This window comes from Janibacter sp. UYMM211 (genome assembly GCF_040547045.1).
GTDB classification, from domain to species: Bacteria; Actinomycetota; Actinomycetes; order Actinomycetales; family Dermatophilaceae; genus Marihabitans; species Marihabitans melonis.
Window position 1 is genome coordinate 55155 of sequence record NZ_JBEPOY010000002.1, and the last position, 19235, is coordinate 74389.

Consider the following 19235-nt stretch of genomic DNA (forward strand, 5'->3'; position numbering starts at 1 on the left):
TACTTATGCGTGTCCAACACCTCTTCTCGATAGATTGATCGGCTGTGAGCATCAACCCGACACTCGCGCAGTGCCGCGCCGTCGTCGCCGTGGCGCGCCATCGCAGCTTCAGCCAGGCGGCCCGCCGGCTGCACGTCGCCCAGTCCTCGCTGAGCCGCACGGTCGCGGAGGTCGAGAGGGCGTGCGGCGTGCAGCTCTTCGCGCGAACGACCCGGCACGTCGCGCCGACCGCCGAGGGCGTCGCCTTCATCGAGATGGCCGAGCGCATCCTGCGGGTCTACGACGAGGAGCTGGCGCACTTCGGCGGCTACCTCGAGGGTCAGCGGGGGGTGCTGCGGGTCGCCGCGCTCCCCTCGCTCGCCGCGACGCTGCTGCCGCAGGTCGTCGACCGCTTCCGCGAGGCGTTGCCGGGGGTCGACGTGCAGCTCGAGGACTCGCTCGCCGCCCAGCTCGCGGCGGCCGTGCGAGCCGGCCGGGTCGACCTCGCCCTCACCGCCGAGACCGGTGGCCCGCCCGGGGCGAAGGGGGATGACCCCTTGCGCTTCGAGGTGGTCGCGGGCGACGACCTCGTGTGCCTCGTTGCGCGAGGCCACCCCTTCGCCCGTCGCGCGGAGCTGGCCTGGGCCGAGCTGGCCAGCGAGCCCTTCATCTCCTTCGACGAGGCGAGCTCGATCCGGGCGATCACGGACGCGACCTTCGCCGAGTGCGACGTCGAGCCGCGTCGGCGGCTCACCGCGCGCAACGTCGCGACGGTCGCGGGCATGTGCGCGGCGGGACTCGGCGTGACCGCGGTGCCCGGCTTCGTGGTGCCGCTCATGGCCTTCGCCGAGCTCGTGCCCGTGCCGCTCGTCGACCCGGTCGTGCGCCGTCAGGTCGGCGTCCTCACCGACCCGCGGCGTCAGCCGAGCCCGGCCGTGCGCACGATGCTCGAGGTGCTGCGATCCCTGCCGGACGAGGCGGTCAGGCTCCCTCCGGGAGCGGGCTGGGCGGGCGCCGCGACGCGCTGAGCAGGGGGCCTCGACGGCCGATTTCGTCTGCTCGGCACGGACGGGGTAAAGTCGGCCCTCGTCGCCAGGCGTCACGCCAGGAGACACGCGCCCGTAGCTCAACGGATAGAGCATCTGACTACGGATCAGAAGGTTAGGGGTTCGAATCCCTTCGGGCGCACTCTGTGTTGAGACAGAGGGACGAGGGCCTCGGCCCGGCGGATGCGCCGGCCGAGGCCCTCGTCGTGTCCCCAGGGGTGGTCGAGGTGTGAGAGCCGACCGCGGCCGCGACCTCCTGACGGTCCACGCCGACCTGCTGCCCTACGCTCGCCGGCATGGGGACGATGCTGCTCTTGGACCGTCGGCTGCTCCGGTCAGGTGCGCGGCGGGGGTGGCCGGCGTGACGACGCCCGAGGAGCACGAGAGCGCACGGGTGCTCGGCAGCCTGCGCGCCGAGGACGGCCGCGGCGTGGTGCGTCTCGAGGACCGCGTCCGGGCGGCGCCCGACGACGTGTGGTCGGCCCTCACCAGTCGTGACCGCCTGGCGGTGTGGCTCGGTGAGGTCGACGGCGACCTGCGCGAAGGGGGCGAGCTGAGAGCCCGCTTCGTCGCGACCGGCTGGGAGGGCGTGGTCCGGGTGCGCGAGTGCCGACCGGGCGAGCGCCTCGTCGTCGAGACGAGCACCCCGGACCAGCCGGACGGGCGCTTCGAGATCAGCCTCGACGTCGAAGGGGAGTGCACCCACCTCATCGTCGAGGACCACGGCGTCCCGCTCGACCAGGTCGCCGCCTACGCAGCGGGCGACCAGGTGCACGTCGAGGACCTCGTCTCCCACCTCGGCGGGGGTGAGCGCTGCGACGCCCGCGCGCGCTTCGAGGTGCTGCACCCGCTCTACCAGCGGCTCGGGCTGCTCGGCTGACGAGCGCCGGGCGGGGCTTGTTTCTTGCAGGACGTTGCAAGTTCGGGGCCGTTCTCTGCCCGGCATCAGGCCTGGTCAGCAGGCTCGTGACGAGTGGCTCACACTTTCCTGGCGATCCCCGGCCGGGTGGTCTAGCGGGGGTCCTTGGCGTGGTTAGGTGGGCCCGCGGACGCCGTCGCCCGTGGTGACGAGACGAGTCACCCGACGACGTCCTGCGGTCCCGGCGCGGACGCGCCGGGGTGTCATCGAAGGGCGGAGAAGCGTGATCACGACGACGGCCGATGTGGACCAGGCGCTCGAGGCGGCAGGTCTGACCAACGAGTCCGTGGCGCAGTTCGTGCGCCAGTGGGCCGAGCACACCGGTGCAGAGCGGATCGAGGTCGTGAGCGCTGCTGACGACGCGCGCCTCGTGCAGGAGGCGCTCGAGGCCGGCGAGCTCAAGCCGGCGGGCGAGGGGATGTACTACTCCCGCTCCTTCAGCAAGGACACCGCCCGCTCCGAGGAGCGCACCATCGTCGCGACGAGCGACGAGGCCGACCGCGGCCAGTACAACAACTGGAAGCCGGCCTCCGAGGTGCGCCCGGTCGTCGAGGGCCACATGAAGGACGCCCTCGCCGGCAAGACGATGTACGTCATCCCCTACCTCATGGCGCCGAAGGGGTCCGCCCTCGCGAAGTTCGCGGCGGGCGTCGAGCTCACCGACAACCGCAACGTCGTCATGCAGATGATCCGCATGGCCCGCGTGGGCGTCGAGTACGTCAACGACATGGGTGACGACTTCGTGCGCGCCGTCCACGTCACCGGTGACCTCGAGAACCTCAAGCAGGGCACGCCCGACGACATGCGCAACTTCGTCACCGTCGCCGACGAGCGCACGATCCTGCACTTCGGCAGCTCCTACGGCGGCAACGCGCTGCTCGGCAAGATCGCCCACGGCCTGCGCCAGGGCTCCTACGACGGGTGGAAGAACGGCTTCCTCGTCGAGCAGTTCATGCTCCTCGGCATCACCGACAAGCAGACCGGCAAGAAGTACAACATCGCCGGCGGCTTCCCCAGCGCCTCGGGCAAGACCAACCTCGCGATGACCCTGGCGCCCGACGCCCTCGGTGACCGCTACTACGTCGAGTTCTACGGCGACGACATCGCGTGGATCTGGGTCGACGAGGACGGCGTCCTGCGCGGCTTCAACCCCGAGAACGGCGTCTTCGGCGTCGCCAAGGACACGAACGAGAAGACCAACCCGACGGCGATCGAGTCGATCCAGCCCGGCTCCGGCGCGATCTTCACCAACGTCGCCTACAACGAGAAGACCGGCGACGTGTGGTGGGAGGGCCGCGGCGAGCGCCCGAGCGACCTCGACGGCTGGCTGGACTGGAAGGGCGAGCGCATCGCCGACCGGTCCGAGGACGAGATGGACGCCCCCTGGGCGCACCCGAACTCGCGCTTCACGACCGTCCTGTCGCAGGTGCCCAACGTCGCCGACGACTACGAGGACCCCCGCGGCGTCGAGATCCACGGCATCATCTTCGGCGGTCGCACCCGCGACCGCGAGCCGCTCATCCGCGCCATCGACGACCTCGCAGAGGGCGTCTACGACGGGCTGACGCTCGGCGCCGAGGCGACCGCGGCGGCGGACGGCAAGGAGGGCGTGCTGCGCTACGACCCGATGTCGATGCGCCCCTTCATGAGCTACGGCGAGGGCGCCTACGCCCAGCACTGGCTCGACGTCGTCGGCCAGGCGAAGAACCAGCCGGTCTTCGCCCACGTCAACTGGTTCCAGCGCGGCGAGGACGGCCGCTTCCTGTGGCCGGGCTACCGCGAGAACCTGCGTCCCCTCGTGTGGCTCATGCAGTACCGCGCCGGCGAGGTTACCGGCCAGCGCACCCCGGTCGGCGTCATCCCGACCCGTGACGAGCTGCTGCTCGAGGGCCTCGACGAGCAGGCGCTCGCCGACCTCGACACCGTCCTCACGATCGACAAGGCGCGCTGGCAGGAGGAGATGGGCTACCGCGAGGAGCACCTCCAGCAGTTCCACGACCTGCCCGAGCAGATCTGGCAGGCGCACCGCCGGGTCGCGAAGGACCTCGAGGACCTCCAGGGCTGACACCCTTCGCCGCAGCACGAGACCCGCGCACCCGACCACCGGGTGCGCGGGTCTCGTGCGTCGCCGCACGGTGCACCCGCCGACCCGCAGATGTCGGCGCCGGCCTGAGTCACAACCCCCGCAGACGTCGGCATCCCGAGCACCCCTCCGGGATGTCGGCACGCGCCCGGGTTGCAACCCGAGCATCTGCCAACTTCTGGGGGCTGTGGAGAACTGAGTGCCGGTCGGTGGGTGCGCCGCAACGATGAGGTGATGGACCCACGACTCGTCGCACGGGCGGTCGCCCGAGGAGACGTCTTCACCCGGGCCGACGTGCTGGCCCTCGACCTCGACGACCGGCATCTACGTCGCATCTGCCGCAGCGGTGAGGCGATCCGGGTGCGACGCAACGCCTACGTCCTCGGCGCCGCGTGGGAAGGAGCCGATCCCACCGAGCGGTTCGCGATGCGGACGCGTGCCGTCCTCGCTGCCCGCCAGAATGCCCATGACATCTCCAGCCATCGCAGTGCTCTGGCCCTCCACGGGCTCCCGGTGCTCGACCCCCACCTCGCCGACGTCGAGCTGGCCTCGGACGTGCTCCGGGTCAGACGTGACCGCGGCTTCCGCCTCTACCCTCGCGCTATCAGCACCATCGACCCCGAGGTGAGCGGGGCCACCCCCGACGAGCTCGAGAGCGGGCGTCTCGTGGGCGCGGGGTCGGCTCCGACCGGGTCATCGCGTGCTGTGCCGATCCCCGTCGCGGTTGTCCAGACACTTCTGGGGCACGGGCTTCCCCATGCCCTTGTCGCGCTCGATGCAGCCCTCCACGAGGGACGGTGCACCACTCCCGAGGTCGAAGCGGTCGTCGCTCGGCTCGTCGGGGCGGGCGCGAGGTCTCATGGCTACCGGCTGATCCGCCTCAGCGACCCGAGATGCGAGTCGGTGGGCGAGTCGAGAGCCCGGCTCGTGCTCGTCGAGCTCGGTCTGGACGTCCGTAGCCAGGTGGCGATCTACGACGACGACGGTGACTTCGTCGGACGCGTCGACTTCCTCGTCGACGGCGATGTCGTCGTCGAGTTCGACGGTGCGGTGAAGTACGACGGCGCCGAGGGGCGTGATGCTCTCATGGCGGAGAAGATCCGCGAGGACCGGCTGCGGGCTCTCGGCTACCGCGTCATCCGCCTCACCTGGGCCGACCTCGACCGCCCGTCGTACGTCGCGGGTCTCATCCGACGGGCGCGTGGATCATGAGCCTCGGATGTTGGCAGGTGCGTGAGTTGCAACCGGGGCTGGTGCCAAGGTCTCGGGGGAGTGCTCGGGATGTTGGCAGGTGCGTGGGTTGCAACCGGGGCTGGTGCCAACGTCTCGGGGGAGTGCTCGGGATGTCGGCAGGTGCGCGGGTTGCAACCAGGGCTGGTGCCAACGTCTCGGGGGAGTGCTCGGGATGGTGGCAGGTGCGCGGGTTGCAACCGGGGCTGGTGCCAGCCTCTGCGTCAGCGGGTGCGGGGGTCGACGTCCTCGACGGGCTCGAGGCCCTGGGCGGCGCGGGCGGCGTTGACGCGCTCGAGGCGCTCGGCGCGCATCCGGTAGTGGGGGTCGCGCATCCCGCTCTGGGTCGCCGGGCCGAAGAAGGTGTAGAGCACGTAGCGGGTGCGCCACAGCGCCCGGTAGCCCAGGCTCAGCCCGGTGCGGTCCTTGGGGATGTGCTTGGCCATGGCCTGAGCGTAGGACGTGACCGCTCGTCGACGGCGACCGGTACAGGCGAAGGGGGCGGGTCACCCTTTGGCAACGGCCGCGCCGGGGGAGGGGGCGGGCCGCCCCGCAGCGACTAGGTTGCCCGGCATGGCTGATCCCCTCGTCGTGCTCGACGGCGTCAACAAGCACTTCGGCGACCTCCACGTCCTCAAGGACATCGACCTCACCGTGGGTCGCGGCGAGGTCGTCGTCGTCATCGGGCCGTCCGGCTCGGGCAAGTCGACGCTGTGCCGCACCATCAACCGGCTCGAGACCTTCGAGTCCGGCACGATCACCATCGACGGCGAGCCGCTGCCCTCGGAGGGCAAGGCGCTCGCGCGGCTGCGCGCCGACGTCGGCATGGTCTTCCAGTCCTTCAACCTCTTCGCGCACAAGAGCATCCTCGACAACGTCACCCTCGGCCCGATGAAGGTCCGCGGGAAGAAGAAGGCCGAGGCGAACAAGCGCGCCATGGAGCTCCTCGAGCGAGTCGGCGTCGGCCACCAGGCGGGCAAGTACCCGGCCCAGCTCTCCGGCGGTCAGCAGCAGCGCGTCGCCATCGCCCGCAGCCTGGCGATGGACCCGAAGATCATGCTCTTCGACGAGCCGACCTCGGCCCTCGACCCGGAGATGATCAACGAGGTCCTCGACGTCATGACCCAGCTCGCGCAGACCGGCATGACGATGATCGTCGTCACCCACGAGATGGGCTTCGCCCGCCGCGCCGCCGACCGCGTCGTCTTCATGTCCGACGGCGAGATCGTCGAGCAGGCCACGCCCGAGGAGTTCTTCACGAACCCCACGAGCGACCGGGCCAAGGACTTCCTCGGCAAGATCCTCACCCACTGACCCACCTCGATCGACCCCCACGGGCCGTGACCGCGGCCCCGACGAAGGAGAAATCATGAGCAAGCGACGCATCCTCGCCATCGGCTCCGCCGCGGCCCTGGCCCTCGGTCTGACCGCCTGCGGCGGCGACTCGGGCGGCGACGCCGGGGGCGACGGCGGCGGCTCCGGCGACACCGTCAAGGTCGGCATCAAGTTCGACCAGCCCGGCCTGGGCTTCAAGGAGGGCGACACCTACAGCGGCTTCGACGTCGACGTCGCCAACTACGTCGCCAAGGAGATGGGCAAGGAGGTCGAGTTCGTCCAGGCCCCCAGCCCCCAGCGCGAGACCCTCATCGAGACCGGTCAGGTCGACATGATCTTCGCGACCTACTCGATCACCGACGAGCGCAAGGAGAAGGTCTCCTTCGCCGGTCCGTACTTCATCGCCGGTCAGGACCTCCTCGTCGCCAACGACTCCGACATCGCCAGCGTCGACGACCTCGACGGCAAGCGCCTGTGCTCGGTCTCCGGCTCGACCTCCGCCGAGAACGTCAAGGAGGAGGTGCCCGGCGTGCAGCTGCGCGAGTTCGACACCTACTCCGAGTGCCTCGACGGCCTCGTCAACGGCCAGCTCGACGCCCTGACGACGGACAACACCATCCTCGCCGGCTACGCCGCGCAGGACACCTACAAGGGCAAGCTCAAGGTCGTCGGCAAGACCTTCTCCGAGGAGCGCTACGGCGTCGGGATCAAGAAGGGCGACACCGAGATGTGCACCCAGATCAACGAGGCCCTCACGAAGATGGTCGACGACGGCGCCTGGCAGAAGGCGGTCGACGACAACTTCGGCCCGGCCGGCTTCGAGGTCGACGACTCGGTGAACCCGCCGAAGGTCGACGAGTGCGCCTGACCCTCTCGACGCGGTGACGAAGGGGGCGCGGCTGCCGCGCCCCCTTCGTCCCGTCCCGACCCTCTCTCCGCCGCAGCGAAAGGAGCGCCCCGAGCATGGGTGAGCTCTTCGACCAGTTCCCGGTCTGGTCCTACTTCTGGATGACCATCAAGCTCTCGCTGTGGTCGGCGCTGTGGGCGAGCCTGCTCGGCACGCTCCTCGCGGTGATGCGGGTCAGCCCGATCCCCGTGCTGCGCGGGGTCGGCACGTCGTACGTCAACGTCGTGCGCAACACCCCGCTGACGCTCGTCGTCCTCTTCTCGCTCACCGTGCTCGGCACCCGTCTGGGCATCTCGATCGTCGACCAGACCAGCCAGACGGCGCTCGTCGACGAGGCCGTGCGCTGGGCGATCTTCGGGCTGTCGGTCTACCACGCGGCCTTCGTGTGCGAGGCGCTGCGCTCCGGCGTCAACACCGTGCCGCCCGGCCAGGCCGAGGCGGCCCGCTCGATCGGGCTGGGCTTCGGCCAGTCGCTGCGCCACGTCGTGCTGCCGCAGGCCTTCCGCGGGGCCGTCGCGCCGCTCGCCTCGGTCCTCATCGCGCTCATCAAGAACACGACGGTCGCCTCGATCATCGGGGTCGCGCAGGCCTCGTACTTCATGGCCGAGGGGCTGGAGTTCCGCCCCGACCTCACGTGGCAGCTCTTCGGGCTCATCGCCCTCTTCTTCCTCGCCCTCACCCTGCCCATCGGTGTCGGGCTGACCTCGCTCTCGCGGAAGGTGGCGGTGCGCCGATGAGCACCTCGGTCCTCTTCGACGCCCCCGGCCCCAAGGCCCGCCGGCGTCATCTGATCCTCACGATCCTCTCCGCGCTCGTCCTCGCCGGGCTCGTCTACGTGGCCCTCAGCCGGCTCCAGGAGCGCGGAGAGCTCGAGGCGGCGAAGTGGACGGCGATGTTCACCCGCCAGTCCTGGGAGTTCTACTTCGTCCCCGGGATCATCAGCACGCTGCGCTCGGCGGCGGTCGCCGTCGTCCTCGCCCTCGTCTTCGGCTTCGTCTTCGGCATGGGACGGCTCTCGCAGCACCGGGCCGTGCGCTGGGTGAGCGGCATCGTCGTCGAGTTCTTCCGCGGCGTGCCGGTGCTCATCATGATGATCGCCTTCTTCTACTTCCTCGCGCTGCGCGGTGTCTTCGCGCCCGAGACCAACCCCTTCGTCGCCGTCGTCGCGGCGCTGACCCTCTACAACGGCGCCGTCATCGCCGAGCTCGTCCGCTCGGGCGTCGGCTCGCTGCCCGCGGGGCAGGGCGAGGCGGGGCTGTCCATCGGTCTCACCCCGGGGCAGACCCTGCGCGCGATCCAGCTGCCGCAGGCGATCACCGCGATGCTGCCCGCGCTCGTCGGCCAGCTCGTCGTCATCCTCAAGGACAGCGCGCTCGGCGCGATCATCACCTACCCCGAGCTGCTTCGTCAGGCGCGCAACCTCGCCGCCGGCGGCAACACCCTGCAGCCCCTCGTCGTCGCCGCGCTGATCTTCATCGTCCTCAACTTCTCGCTGACGACCTTCGCGGGCTACCTCGAGCGCCGGATCAACCGCCGGGGCAAGGTCGCCGGTGGGGCGGCGCCGGTCGACGAGGCGGGGCCGCAGCCAGCCGGCGGCATGTGACGTCGGGGCTGTGGTGGGCCTCACCTGAGACGCGGGGTTACCGGTACGCGCGGTAGCAGGTACTGTCGGTATCGCACACCTGGCCGACGTCGCCTCGCGCGACCGGTCGCCGACGAGCGTCACGAAGGGGTACGCCGCATGGCCACCACCGAATCCACGTCGCTGGCCGACAAGGGGCAGCGTCTCGGGCTCCGCCTCATCGCCAAGGCCGGCGGTCTGCCCGGTCTGAAGGACCCGAAGGTCCGGGCGACCGTCGAGCGCTACCTCTACAAGGGCGCGGTGACGAGCTTCCGCGCGCAGACCGCCGCGGGTCGCGCCTTCGCGAAGAAGAAGGGCTCGGGCCAGGCCGCCCGCACCGCACCCGCGCGCCCCCGCCAGATGTTCGACCTCACGCCCACCGAGGACCAGCAGATGATCCGGTCGGTGGCGCGCGAGCTCGCCGACGAGGTCGTCCGTCCGGCGGCGAAGCAGGCCGACGCCGAGCGCGCCGTCCCCGCCGAGGTGCGCAGCGCCGCGGCCGAGATGGGCCTGCACCTCATCGGCGTGCCGGCCGAGCTCGACGGCATCGCCGAGGAGCGCTCGGCCGTCACCGCCGTGCTCGTGCTCGAGGAGCTCGCCCGCGGCGACATGGGCATCGCCACCGCGATCATGGCCCCGGCCGCCGTCGCCACCGCGATCGCCAGCTACGGCGACGCCGACCAGCAGGCGACCTACCTGCCCGAGCTGACGGGGGAGGACCCGCCGGTCGCCGCGCTCGCGCTCATGGAGCCGCAGCCGCTCTTCGACCCGCTCTCGCCCCGCACCACCGGTCGCACCGAGGGCGACGAGGTCGTCCTCGACGGGGTCAAGGCCCTCGTGCCCGGTGCCGACCGGGCCGAGCTCTTCGTCGTCAGCGCGAGCGTCGACGGGCAGCCCCGGCTCATCCTCGTCGAGCCCGGCACCCCCGGCGTCGAGGTCGAGGACGACCCGGCGATGGGGCTGCGCGCGGCGCGCACCTCGCGCCTGCACCTCACCGGCGTGCGCGTCCCCTCGGCCCACCTCCTCGGCACGACCGACGACCACCTCGACGCGGTGCGTCGTGCCCGGCTCGCGTGGTCGGCCGCCGCCGTCGGCACCGGCCAGGCCGTGCTCGACCAGGTCTCGCAGTACGTCACGGAGCGCACCGCGTTCGGCGAGCCGATCGGTCACCGCCAGGCCGTCGCCTTCACCGTCGCCGACATGGCCGTCGAGATCGCTGCCCTGCGCCTCGTCGTGTGGAAGGCGGCTGCTCGCCTCGACCGCGGCGAGGACGCGTCCGCCGAGATCGCCCAGGCCCGCGCGCTGACGTCCCGCCACCTCACCCTCGTCGGGAGCAACGGCGTGCAGATGCTCGGCGGCCACGGCTTCGTCAAGGAGTTCGACAACGAGCGCTGGTACCGCGACCTGCGCGGTGCCGGGCTGCTCGAGGGCACCCTGCTCGTCTGAGCGGGCCGCTCGTCCCCCTTCGCTCATCCCCCTTCGTCCCCCGACACGACAAGGACTGCCGACATGATCGACCTCGAGGTCCCGAAGAAGTTCCGCCCGCTCGTCGCCCAGGCCCGCGGCATGGCCGAGGAGGTCTTCTGGCCGATCTCGCGCAAGTATGACCGCGCGGAGCACGAGTACCCGGCCGAGCTCGACCTCGTCTCGGCCGTCATCGACGGGCTGAGCGACTCGGGCGCCGGCCAGGGCGCCGGCGCGTCCTCCTCGACCCGGGCGAAGGACGACGGCGCGACCGAGGGCGACGTCGCCGCCGTCGGGTCCGGTCGGCGGGCGAAGGGGGAGCGGGAGAACAGGAACGGCTCTAATCTCTCCTCGGTGCTCTCGATCCTCGAGACCTGCCGCGGCGACGTCGGGCTCACCCTGTCGATCCCGCGCCAGGGCCTGGGCAATGCCGCGATCGCGGCCGTCGCCACTGAGGAGCAGAAGGCCCGCTACGCGGGCAAGTGGGCCGCGATGGCGATCACCGAGCCCGAGGTCGGCTCGGACTCCGGGGCGATCCGCACGACGGCGGTCAAGGACGGCGACGAGTACGTCATCAACGGCGAGAAGATCTACGTCACCGCGGGAGAGCGGGCCGAGCTCGTCGTCGTGTGGGCGACCCTCGACCGCAGCCTGGGCAAGCAGGCGATCAAGTCCTTCGTCGTGCGCCGCGACAACCCCGGGATGCGGCTCGTGCGGCTCGAGCACAAGCTCGGCATCCGGGCGAGCGACACCGCCGCCTTCAGCCTCGAGGACTGCCGGGTGCCCGCCGAGGACCTCCTCGGCGACCCGGGGATCCGCATCGAGGGCGGCTTCGGCGGCGCGATGCAGACCTTCGACAACACCCGGCCGCTCGTCGCCGCGATGGCCCTGGGCCTGACCCGCGCGAGCCTGGACCGCACGACCGAGCTGCTCGCCGACGCCGGCGTCGTGCCCGACCCGGACCGGCCGGCCGCCACCCAGCCCGCGGCCGCCGCCCGGCTGCTGCAGATGGAGGCCGACTACCAGGCCGCCTACCTGCTCACCCTTCGTGCGGCGTGGATGGCCGACAACGGCAAGCCCAACTCGATGGAGGCCTCGATGGCCAAGGCGAAGGCCGGGCGCACGTGCGTCGAGGTCTCCCTCGCCTGCGTCGAGCTCGCGGGCGCGACCGGCTACGCCGAGACCGAGCTGCTCGAGAAGTGGGCGCGCGACAGCAAGATCCTCGACATCTTCGAGGGCACCCAGCAGATCCAGCTGCTCGTCATCGCCCGCCGGCTGCTCGGCTACTCCAGCCGCGAGCTGAAGTAGCCAGCTCCCGGCTGGGCCCGACCCGGGCACCGAGGGCGGCGACGCGGGGCGTCGCCGCCCTCGCGCGTCCTGACCGAATGCAGACCTTCGGGGTCTTCCCAGCGTGCGGACCTGCCCCCTAGCCTGACGCCTCTCGGCTCCTTGCCGAGGATCGTCGGGAGGACATCCATGCGTCACACGAAGCTCATGGCACTGGTCGGGGCCACCGCCCTCGGTGTCACCGGCCTGGCGAGTGCCACGACCGCCACCGCCGCAGCACCTGCAGCACCTGTCTCCGCGCCGGCCGTGGCCGCGCAGCCCTCGGGCCCGTCGATGACGAGCGGCGCCTACGTCGTCCTCGCCGACAAGGGCGCCGACATCGACTCCGTCGTGCGACGGGTCAAGGCCGCCGGCGGCACGGTCACCTCGATCAACCGCCAGATCGGCATGATCACCGTCGACTCGAGCAACCGCTCCTTCGCCTCGAAGGCCCGCGGCCTGGCCGGCGTCAAGCAGGCCGCCGCCGAGATCTCCGTCGGCCGCTCGCCGAAGAGCGTCGTCACCAAGGACCAGGTGCTCCGGGAGCACCAGCGCAGCGCGGCCGCGACGAAGAGCACGCAGCGCTCCGTCGCCGGCTCGAAGAGCGCGGCCGCGACGAAGGGCGACCCGCTGGACTCCAAGCTGTGGGGCCTGGAGATGGTCGACTCCTTCAAGGCGCGCGCGGTCAACCCGGGCAACCGCCTCGTGCGCGTCGGCGTCATCGACACCGGTGTCCAGGCCAACCACCCCGACATCGCGGGCAACTTCAGCACCGCCCTGTCGAAGAACTTCACCCGCGACATCCCCGCGATCGACGGCGACTGCGAGTACGACGGCTGCGTCGACCCCGCGACGGTCGACCACGGCGGTCATGGCACCCATGTCGCCGGCACCATCGCGGCGAAGGCCAACGGCTTCGGTGTCTCCGGCGTCGCGCCGAACGTCGTCCTCGCCAACGTCCGCGCCGGCCAGGACAGCGGCTACTTCTTCCTCGGGCCGGTGGCCAACGCCATCACCTGGGCCGCCGACAAGCGGATGGACGTCGTCAACATGTCCTTCTACGTCGACCCGTGGGCCTTCAACTGCCGCGGGGGAGCCCCGGAGGACAGCCCGGAGCAGGCCGCTCAGCAGGACGTGACCATCGAGACGATGGAGCGGGTCCTCGACTACGCCCACCGCCGCGACGTGACGATGGTCGCCGCGCTCGGCAACGGGCACGACGACCTGTCGAACCCGCGCAACGATCTCGAGAGCCCGAACTTCCCCGAGGGCGTCTCGCACGAGCGCACCATCGACAACGCCACCTGCTTCGACCTGCCGACCGAGGGCGCCAACGTCATCGGCACCTCCGCGGTCGGCCCGTCGGGCACGAAGGCGGACTACTCGAACTGGGCGACCGACCTCAGCTCGGGCGAGATCGAGGTCTCGGCCCCCGGTGGCTGGTTCCGTGACGGCTTCGGGACCGACACCTTCCGCACGAACGAGAACCTCATCCTCTCGACGGCCTCGCAGCGCTACCTGCAGGAGCAGGGCCTCGTGAGCAAGTGGGGCTACATCACCCAGGACGGCAAGGACGCCGGGGTCATCAAGCAGTGCTCGACGACGCCGGTGAGCAAGGGCGCCAACAAGTGCGGCTACTACGAGTACCTCCAGGGCACCTCGATGGCCGCGCCGCACGCCTCCGGCGTCGCCGCGCTCATCGTGAGCGCACGGGGCTCCGGCAAGGGCATGTGGTTCGGCCACGACTCGCGTGACGTCGCCTACGTGCTCAAGAAGTCGGCTGCCGACCACGCCTGCCCCGAGGGCGGCGTGCAGGAGTACACCAACGAGGGCCGCGACGCGGAGTTCACCGCGACGTGCGTCAGCAAGCCGGGCTTCAACGGCTTCTACGGCGACGGGATCGTCAACGCGTACAACGCGGTGACCTTCAACCGCTGACCCGTCAGCACGACGAAGGGGGACCGGTCGCCACGGCGGCTGGTCCCCCTTCGTCGTCCCTCCCGGCGGCTCAGCGCAGCTCGTGGTGGGCCTGCACCATCGCCGGGCCGTACCAGGTGAGCAGCCGCCCGGAGACGAGCCGGGTCGGCGTGCGGGTGAAGGCCTCGGGGCCGTCCTCCTCGGTGAAGACGTACGGCTCGTCGGGCAGCCACACCTCGTCGACGCCGTCGGCGTCGACCTGCGTGATCTCGACGGCGGGGTAGCGCGCGGTGCCGTGGGCGAAGGGGTTGTCGTGCCCCATCCGCCGCAGGAGGTCGGTCGTGTAGGTGCGGGGGCCGACGACCATCCACGGGTCGCGCCAGATCGGCACGGCCACGCGGTCGCGGACCGGGGGTGGCGGGCCGCCCCACAGCTCGTCGGCCTCGTCGAGCCAGGTCGGCGCGTCGAGGGCGAGCGGACCAGTGATGAGGCGCCGCATCGAGGCGAGCGCCTCGGGCACGGTCTCGATGTCGGTGACCCACACCGCGACCCCGCTCTCGCGCAGCCGGCGTACGTCGAGCTCGCGGTTCTCCTCCTTGTTCGTGACGACGAGATCGGGACGGAGGGCCCGGACGGCGGCGAGGTCGGGGTTCTTCGTCCCCCTGACGCGGGCGACGTCGAGGTCCGTCGGGTGCGTGCACCAGTCGGTGGCGCCGACGAGCAGGCCCGGCGCGGTCGCGGCGACGGCCTCGGTGAGGCTGGGGACGAGCGAGACGACCCGGGTCGGTGCGTCGGGCAGGTCGAGGACCGTGCCGAGGTCGTCGGTCAGCGAGCGGGTCATCGCGGCGAGGCTACCGGCTGAGCAGCGCGACGAGCTCGGTGACGCCGATGGCGAGGACGGCGAGCGCGAGCAGCGCCGGGGCGCGGCCGTCCCGGCGCCGGCTCGGCTCCTCGTGCGGCGCGAGGTAGCGCCGCCGGCCGAGAGCGAAGGCGGCCAGGGCCATGACGAGGCTCGCGGTCATGACGACGACGGCGACCGGTCCGAGGTCGGCGAGCGTGAGGCGACCGACGACGGCGGCGCCGGTGGCCGCCGCCAGTGCGGTGCGCTGCCAGGCCAGCGCGGTGCGCTCCGGCTGCGCCCCGGGGGTGGGCGGGCTGCTCGCCGCGTCGGTGCTCACCGCTCTCCGCTCACAGCCCGACGAGGACGAGCAGGACGACGGCGGTGAGCAGCAGCAGCCCGGCGACGCCGCCGGCCGCCACGCCGAGACCGGGCAGCGGCTCACGCCGGCGCATGGCGCGCTCGGCCGCCGCCCAGCGCAGCCAGGCGAGCACCGGTGCGAGGACGCCGAGGACGAGCAGGACGACCGCGGCCACCCGCGTCTCGTTCTCGCCGAGCGAGAGGTCGAGGACGTCGATGGCGACACCGGCGGCGAGGAGCGCGAGGCCGGTGCGCAGCCACGCGAGGAAGGTCCGCTCGTTGGCGAGGGAGAAGCGGTAGTCCGGCTCGTCCCCTTCGCCGTAGACCCGGGCCGGCCACCTCTCGCGCGCGCTCACCCGCTCACCGTACTGACGACCCCGCCGGCTCAGACGTTGCGCCGGTACTGGCCGCCGACCTCGAAGAAGGCGTCGGTGACCTGCTGCAGGGTGCACACGCGGGCGGCGTCCATGAGGACGGCGAAGGCGTTCTCGGTGCCGGCCGCGGCCGCCTTGAGCCGGTCGATCGCCTCGGTCGCCTCGTCGCGGTGGGCCTCCTGGTAGGCGCGCACGCGCCGCAGCTGGGACTCCTTCTCCTCCTCGGTCGCCCGGGCCAGCTCGACCTCGACGGGCACCTCGTCGTCACCGCGCTCGGCGAGGAAGGTGTTGACCCCGACGATCGGCAGGCTGCCGTCGTGCTTGCGGTGCTCGTAGAGCATCGACTCGTCCTGGATCCGCCCGCGCTGGTAGCCGGTCTCCATCGCGCCGAGCACGCCGCCGCGCTCGTTGATCCGGTCGAACTCGGCGAGCACGGCCTCCTCGACGAGGTCCGTGAGCTCGTCGATCACGTAGGAGCCCTGGAGCGGGTTCTCGTTCATCGACAGGCCCCACTCGCGGCTGATGATGAGCTGGATCGCGAGCGCCCGGCGCACCGACTCGGGCGAAGGGGTGGTCACCGCCTCGTCGTAGGCGTTCGTGTGCAGGGAGTTCGCGTTGTCGTAGAGGGCGTTGAGCGCCTGCAGGGTCGTGCGGATGTCGTTGAAGTCCATCTCCTGCGCGTGCAGGCTCCGCCCGCTCGTCTGGATGTGGTACTTCAGCTTCTGGCTGCGCTCGTTGGCGCCGTAGCGCTCGCGCATCGTCACCGCCCAGATCCGTCGGGCCACCCGGCCGAGGACGGCGTACTCGGGGTCCATGCCGGAGGAGAAGAAGAAGGACAGGTTCGGCGCGAAGTCGTCGATGTCCATCCCGCGCGCGAGATAGGCCTCGACGTAGGTGAAGCCGTTGGCCAGGGTGAAGGCGAGCTGGCTGATGGGGTTCGCCCCGGCCTCGGCGATGTGGTACCCGGAGATCGAGACCGAGTAGAAGTTGCGCACCCCCTGCTCGATGAACCACTCCTGGATGTCGGCCATCATCCGCAACGAGAACTCGGTGGAGAAGAGGCAGGTGTTCTGCCCCTGGTCCTCCTTGAGGATGTCGGCCTGGACCGTGCCGCGCACCTGCTGCAGCGCGCTCGTGCGCACCTCCTCGGCCTCGGCGCCGGTGGGCTCGCGGCCCTCGCGGGCGCGGAAGGCCTCGAGCTGCTGGTCGATCGCGGTGTTGAGGAAGAAGGCGAGGACCGTCGGTGCGGGGCCGTTGATCGTCATCGACACCGAGGTCGTCGGGTCGACGAGGTCGAAGCCGTCGTAGAGCTGCTTCATGTCCTCGAGCGTCGCGACGGAGACGCCCGACGTGCCGACCTTGCCGTAGATGTCGGGGCGCTCGTCGGGGTCCCGGCCGTAGAGGGTCACCGAGTCGAAGGCGGTCGACAGCCGGGTCGCGCTCTGGCCCTGGGAGAGCAGCTTGAAGCGTCGGTTCGTGCGGAAGGGGTCGCCCTCGCCGGCGAACATCCGGGCGGGGTCCTCCCCTTCGCGCTTGAAGGGGAAGACGCCCGCCGTGTACGGGAAGGCGCCGGGCAGCCCCTCGCCGCGCAGGAAGGTGACGAGGTCGCCGTGGTCGGTGTGCCGCGGCAGGGCGACCCGGCTGATCCGGTTGCCCGACAGGCTCTCGCGGGTGAGGCGGGTGCGGATCTCGCGGTCGCGGATGCGCACGACCTGCTCGTCGCCCGAGTAGGACTCGACGACGGCGGGCCAGCCCTGCACGAGCCCGGCGACCTCGGCCGGCAGGTCGGCGCGGGCCTGCTCGAGCAGCCGGCGCACGTCGTCGGCGCCCTGCCCCTCGGGCAGCTCCTGCGCGACCGCGTCGATCCGCTGCACGCGCCGAGCCGCGGCGGCCAGGCGCCGGGTGTCCTCGTGCCAGCCGCGCACGGTGGCGGTGATCTCGGCGAGGTAGCGCACGCGCTCGGGCGGCACGACCTGGCCGATCCGCGTGGAGTGGCGCGTGTCGACGCGGGGGAGGGTGCCCTCGGTGACCGGCAGCCCGTGCTCGGCGAGCGCGTCGCGCAGGTGCTGGTAGAGCGCGGTGACGCCGTCGTCGTTGAAGGTCGCGGCGCTCGTGCCGAAGACCGGCATGTCGTGCGGCTGGGCGCCGAAGGCCTCGCGGTTGCGCACGAGCTGGCGGCCCACGTCGCGCATCGCGTCGGCGGCGCCGCGGCGCTCGTACTTGTTGATCGCGACGGTGTCGGCGAAGTCGAGCATGTCGATCTTCTCGAGCTGGCTGGCCGCGCCGAACTCGGGCGTCATGACGTACATCGAGTGGTCGACGAAGGGGACGATGGCCGCGTCGCCCTGGCCGATGCCGGGGGTCTCGACGAGGACGAGGTCGTGGCCGGAGGCCTTGGCGATGTCGATGACCGCGCTGAGGTGCTCGGGGATCTCGTGCGCCCCGCGGGTGGCCAGGCTGCGGAAGAGGACGGGGCTGGCGCCGTCGTCGCCGATCGAGTTCATCCGGATGCGGTCGCCGAGGAGCGCGCCGCCGCCCTTGCGGCGGGTGGGGTCGACGGCGATGACCGCGACCCGCAGCTTGTCCTCCTGGTCGACGCGGAAGCGGCGCACGAGCTCGTCGGTGAGCGAGGACTTGCCCGAGCCACCGGTGCCGGTGAGCCCGAGGACCGGGGCGGCGTGCCGGGCGGCCGCCTCGCGGATGCGGGCGAGGAAGGTCTCGTCGAGGCGTCCCCCTTCGGCCCCGGTGATCGCCCGGGCGACGGCCGCCCGGTCGCCGGCGAGGACGGCGTCGACGTCGGCCGGCCCCTGCTCCCACAGGTCGACGTCGCACGTCTCGATGAGGGTGTTGATCATGCCGGGCAGGCCGAGGCGCTGGCCGTCCTCGGGGGAGAAGATACGCACGCCCGCGTCGCACAGCCGCTGGATCTCGGCGGGCACGATGACGCCGCCACCCCCGCCGAAGACCTGGACGTGCCCGGCACCGCGCTCGCGGAGCAGCTGGACGAGGTACTCGAAGTACTCGACGTGCCCGCCCTGGTAGGAGCTGATCGCCACGCCCTGCACGTCCTCGTCGATCGCCGCCTGGACCACCTCGGCGACGGAGCGGTTGTGCCCGAGGTGGATGACCTCGGCCCCCTGGCTCTGGAGGATGCGCCGCATGATGTTGATCGACGCGTCGTGCCCGTCGAAGAGGGCGGACGCGGTGACGAAGCGCACCGGGTGGGTGGGCGTGTGCAAAGACATGACTGAGCTCCTGTAGGACGTCGGTGTCGCCTCAAACAGTAGGACGTCCAAATATTGCGCGTCAATGTAAGGTGCTGCCGTGCTCTCCTTCGACCCGATCGACGCGGCGCGCACCCAGTGGGTGGAGCGCGGCTGGGTCGAGGCCGCCGACGGGATGGCCGCGGTGACGTCGGTGATCCGGGCGCACGCGATCCTCATGCGCCGGGTCGACGCGGCGCTGCAGGGCAGCGGGGTGACCTTCGCGCGCTACGAGGTGCTCATGCTCCTCGGCTTCACCCGCCACGACGCCCTGCCGATGCGCGCGATCAGCTCGCGCCTGCAGGTCCACCAGAGCAGCGTGACCAATGCGGTCGACCGGCTCGAGGCCGCCGGGCTCGTCGCCCGCAGCCCCCACCCGCAGGACCGCCGCACCGTGCTCGTCGGCATCACCCCCGAGGGCGCCCGCGTCGCGCGGGAGTGCACCCGGCGGCTCAACGACGAGGTCTTCGGCGCCCTCGGCCTCTCGGCGCAGGACACGACCACCCTCGTGGAGGTCCTCGCCCGGATGCGGGCGGGTGCAGGGGACTTCGAGCTCGGGTGAGGCCCGGCGAG

The 19235-nt window shown here is 71.5% G+C and carries 17 protein-coding genes and 1 tRNA gene; 13 read left to right on the forward strand and 5 right to left on the reverse strand.

Going from position 1 to position 19235, the window contains the following annotated elements:
• Window positions 1–44: 44 nt before the first annotated feature.
• The 5 genes from ABIB53_RS05305 (at window position 45) to ABIB53_RS05325 (ending at window position 5239) form a co-directional block, all read left to right on the forward strand.
• Entirely contained in the window at window positions 45–1007 is a 963-nt protein-coding gene (locus ABIB53_RS05305) for a LysR family transcriptional regulator (protein ID WP_354587408.1), read from the forward strand.
• Window positions 1008–1094: 87 nt separating this feature from the next.
• A tRNA-Arg gene (locus ABIB53_RS05310) sits at window positions 1095–1167 on the forward strand.
• A gap of 219 nt (window positions 1168–1386) precedes the next feature.
• Window positions 1387–1905, forward strand: a complete 519-nt coding sequence (locus ABIB53_RS05315; protein WP_354587409.1) for an SRPBCC domain-containing protein — start codon at window positions 1387–1389, stop codon at window positions 1903–1905.
• A gap of 262 nt (window positions 1906–2167) precedes the next feature.
• A complete protein-coding gene (locus ABIB53_RS05320; RefSeq protein WP_354587411.1) occupies window positions 2168–4009 on the forward strand; it encodes a phosphoenolpyruvate carboxykinase (GTP) in 1842 nt (613 codons plus the stop codon).
• A gap of 252 nt (window positions 4010–4261) precedes the next feature.
• Window positions 4262–5239, forward strand: a complete 978-nt coding sequence (locus ABIB53_RS05325; RefSeq protein WP_354587412.1) for a type IV toxin-antitoxin system AbiEi family antitoxin domain-containing protein — start codon at window positions 4262–4264, stop codon at window positions 5237–5239.
• Between the two features lie 242 nt (window positions 5240–5481).
• Here ABIB53_RS05325 and ABIB53_RS05330 read toward each other — a convergent pair whose 3' ends face one another.
• A complete protein-coding gene (locus tag ABIB53_RS05330) occupies window positions 5482–5703 on the reverse strand; it encodes a hypothetical protein (RefSeq protein ID WP_068272645.1) in 222 nt (73 codons plus the stop codon).
• 127 nt (window positions 5704–5830) lie between these two features.
• Between ABIB53_RS05330 and ABIB53_RS05335 the strand changes: the two genes are divergently transcribed.
• The 7 genes from ABIB53_RS05335 to ABIB53_RS05365 all read left to right on the forward strand — a co-directional run bounded on the left by ABIB53_RS05335 (window position 5831) and on the right by ABIB53_RS05365 (window position 13848).
• The gene (locus ABIB53_RS05335; RefSeq protein WP_068272648.1) at window positions 5831–6571 is read left to right on the forward strand and encodes an amino acid ABC transporter ATP-binding protein; all 741 of its coding nucleotides are present in this window, start codon (window positions 5831–5833) and stop codon (window positions 6569–6571) included.
• Between the two features lie 55 nt (window positions 6572–6626).
• Window positions 6627–7460, forward strand: a complete 834-nt coding sequence (locus ABIB53_RS05340; RefSeq protein ID WP_201465255.1) for a glutamate ABC transporter substrate-binding protein — start codon at window positions 6627–6629, stop codon at window positions 7458–7460.
• 95 nt (window positions 7461–7555) lie between these two features.
• Entirely contained in the window at window positions 7556–8236 is a 681-nt protein-coding gene (locus ABIB53_RS05345) for an amino acid ABC transporter permease (RefSeq protein ID WP_354587413.1), read from the forward strand.
• Complete coding sequence (locus ABIB53_RS05350) at window positions 8233–9102, forward strand: amino acid ABC transporter permease (RefSeq protein ID WP_354587414.1); 870 nt, start codon at window positions 8233–8235, stop codon at window positions 9100–9102. The genes ABIB53_RS05345 and ABIB53_RS05350 overlap by 4 nt, the downstream gene beginning before the upstream one ends.
• Before the next feature lie 138 nt (window positions 9103–9240).
• Window positions 9241–10566, forward strand: a complete 1326-nt coding sequence (locus ABIB53_RS05355; protein WP_354587415.1) for an acyl-CoA dehydrogenase family protein — start codon at window positions 9241–9243, stop codon at window positions 10564–10566.
• Window positions 10567–10629: 63 nt separating this feature from the next.
• Window positions 10630–11892: an acyl-CoA dehydrogenase family protein gene (locus ABIB53_RS05360; RefSeq protein WP_354587416.1), complete on the forward strand. Its 1263-nt coding sequence runs from the start codon at window positions 10630–10632 to the stop codon at window positions 11890–11892.
• A gap of 168 nt (window positions 11893–12060) precedes the next feature.
• Entirely contained in the window at window positions 12061–13848 is a 1788-nt protein-coding gene (locus tag ABIB53_RS05365) for a S8 family serine peptidase (protein ID WP_354587417.1), read from the forward strand.
• A 70-nt stretch (window positions 13849–13918) separates the two neighbouring features.
• Here ABIB53_RS05365 and ABIB53_RS05370 read toward each other — a convergent pair whose 3' ends face one another.
• From ABIB53_RS05370 to icmF, 4 genes are read right to left on the reverse strand one after another with little or no spacing between them, the layout of a single operon-like run.
• Window positions 13919–14668, reverse strand: a complete 750-nt coding sequence (locus ABIB53_RS05370; protein ID WP_354587418.1) for a helical backbone metal receptor — start codon at window positions 14666–14668, stop codon at window positions 13919–13921.
• A gap of 10 nt (window positions 14669–14678) precedes the next feature.
• Entirely contained in the window at window positions 14679–15005 is a 327-nt protein-coding gene (locus ABIB53_RS05375; protein ID WP_354587419.1) for a DUF202 domain-containing protein, read from the reverse strand.
• A 10-nt stretch (window positions 15006–15015) separates the two neighbouring features.
• Window positions 15016–15381 carry a YidH family protein gene (locus tag ABIB53_RS05380; RefSeq protein WP_191563741.1) on the reverse strand — a complete coding sequence of 122 codons (366 nt, stop codon included), beginning with the start codon at window positions 15379–15381 and terminating at the stop codon, window positions 15016–15018.
• Window positions 15382–15410: 29 nt separating this feature from the next.
• Window positions 15411–18644 carry a fused isobutyryl-CoA mutase/GTPase IcmF gene (icmF, locus tag ABIB53_RS05385; RefSeq protein WP_354587420.1) on the reverse strand — a complete coding sequence of 1078 codons (3234 nt, stop codon included), beginning with the start codon at window positions 18642–18644 and terminating at the stop codon, window positions 15411–15413.
• 79 nt (window positions 18645–18723) lie between these two features.
• Between icmF and ABIB53_RS05390 the strand changes: the two genes are divergently transcribed.
• Window positions 18724–19224, forward strand: coding sequence for a MarR family winged helix-turn-helix transcriptional regulator (locus ABIB53_RS05390; RefSeq protein WP_354587421.1), 501 nt, complete (start codon window positions 18724–18726; stop codon window positions 19222–19224).
• The last annotated feature ends 11 nt before the right edge of the window (window positions 19225–19235 follow it).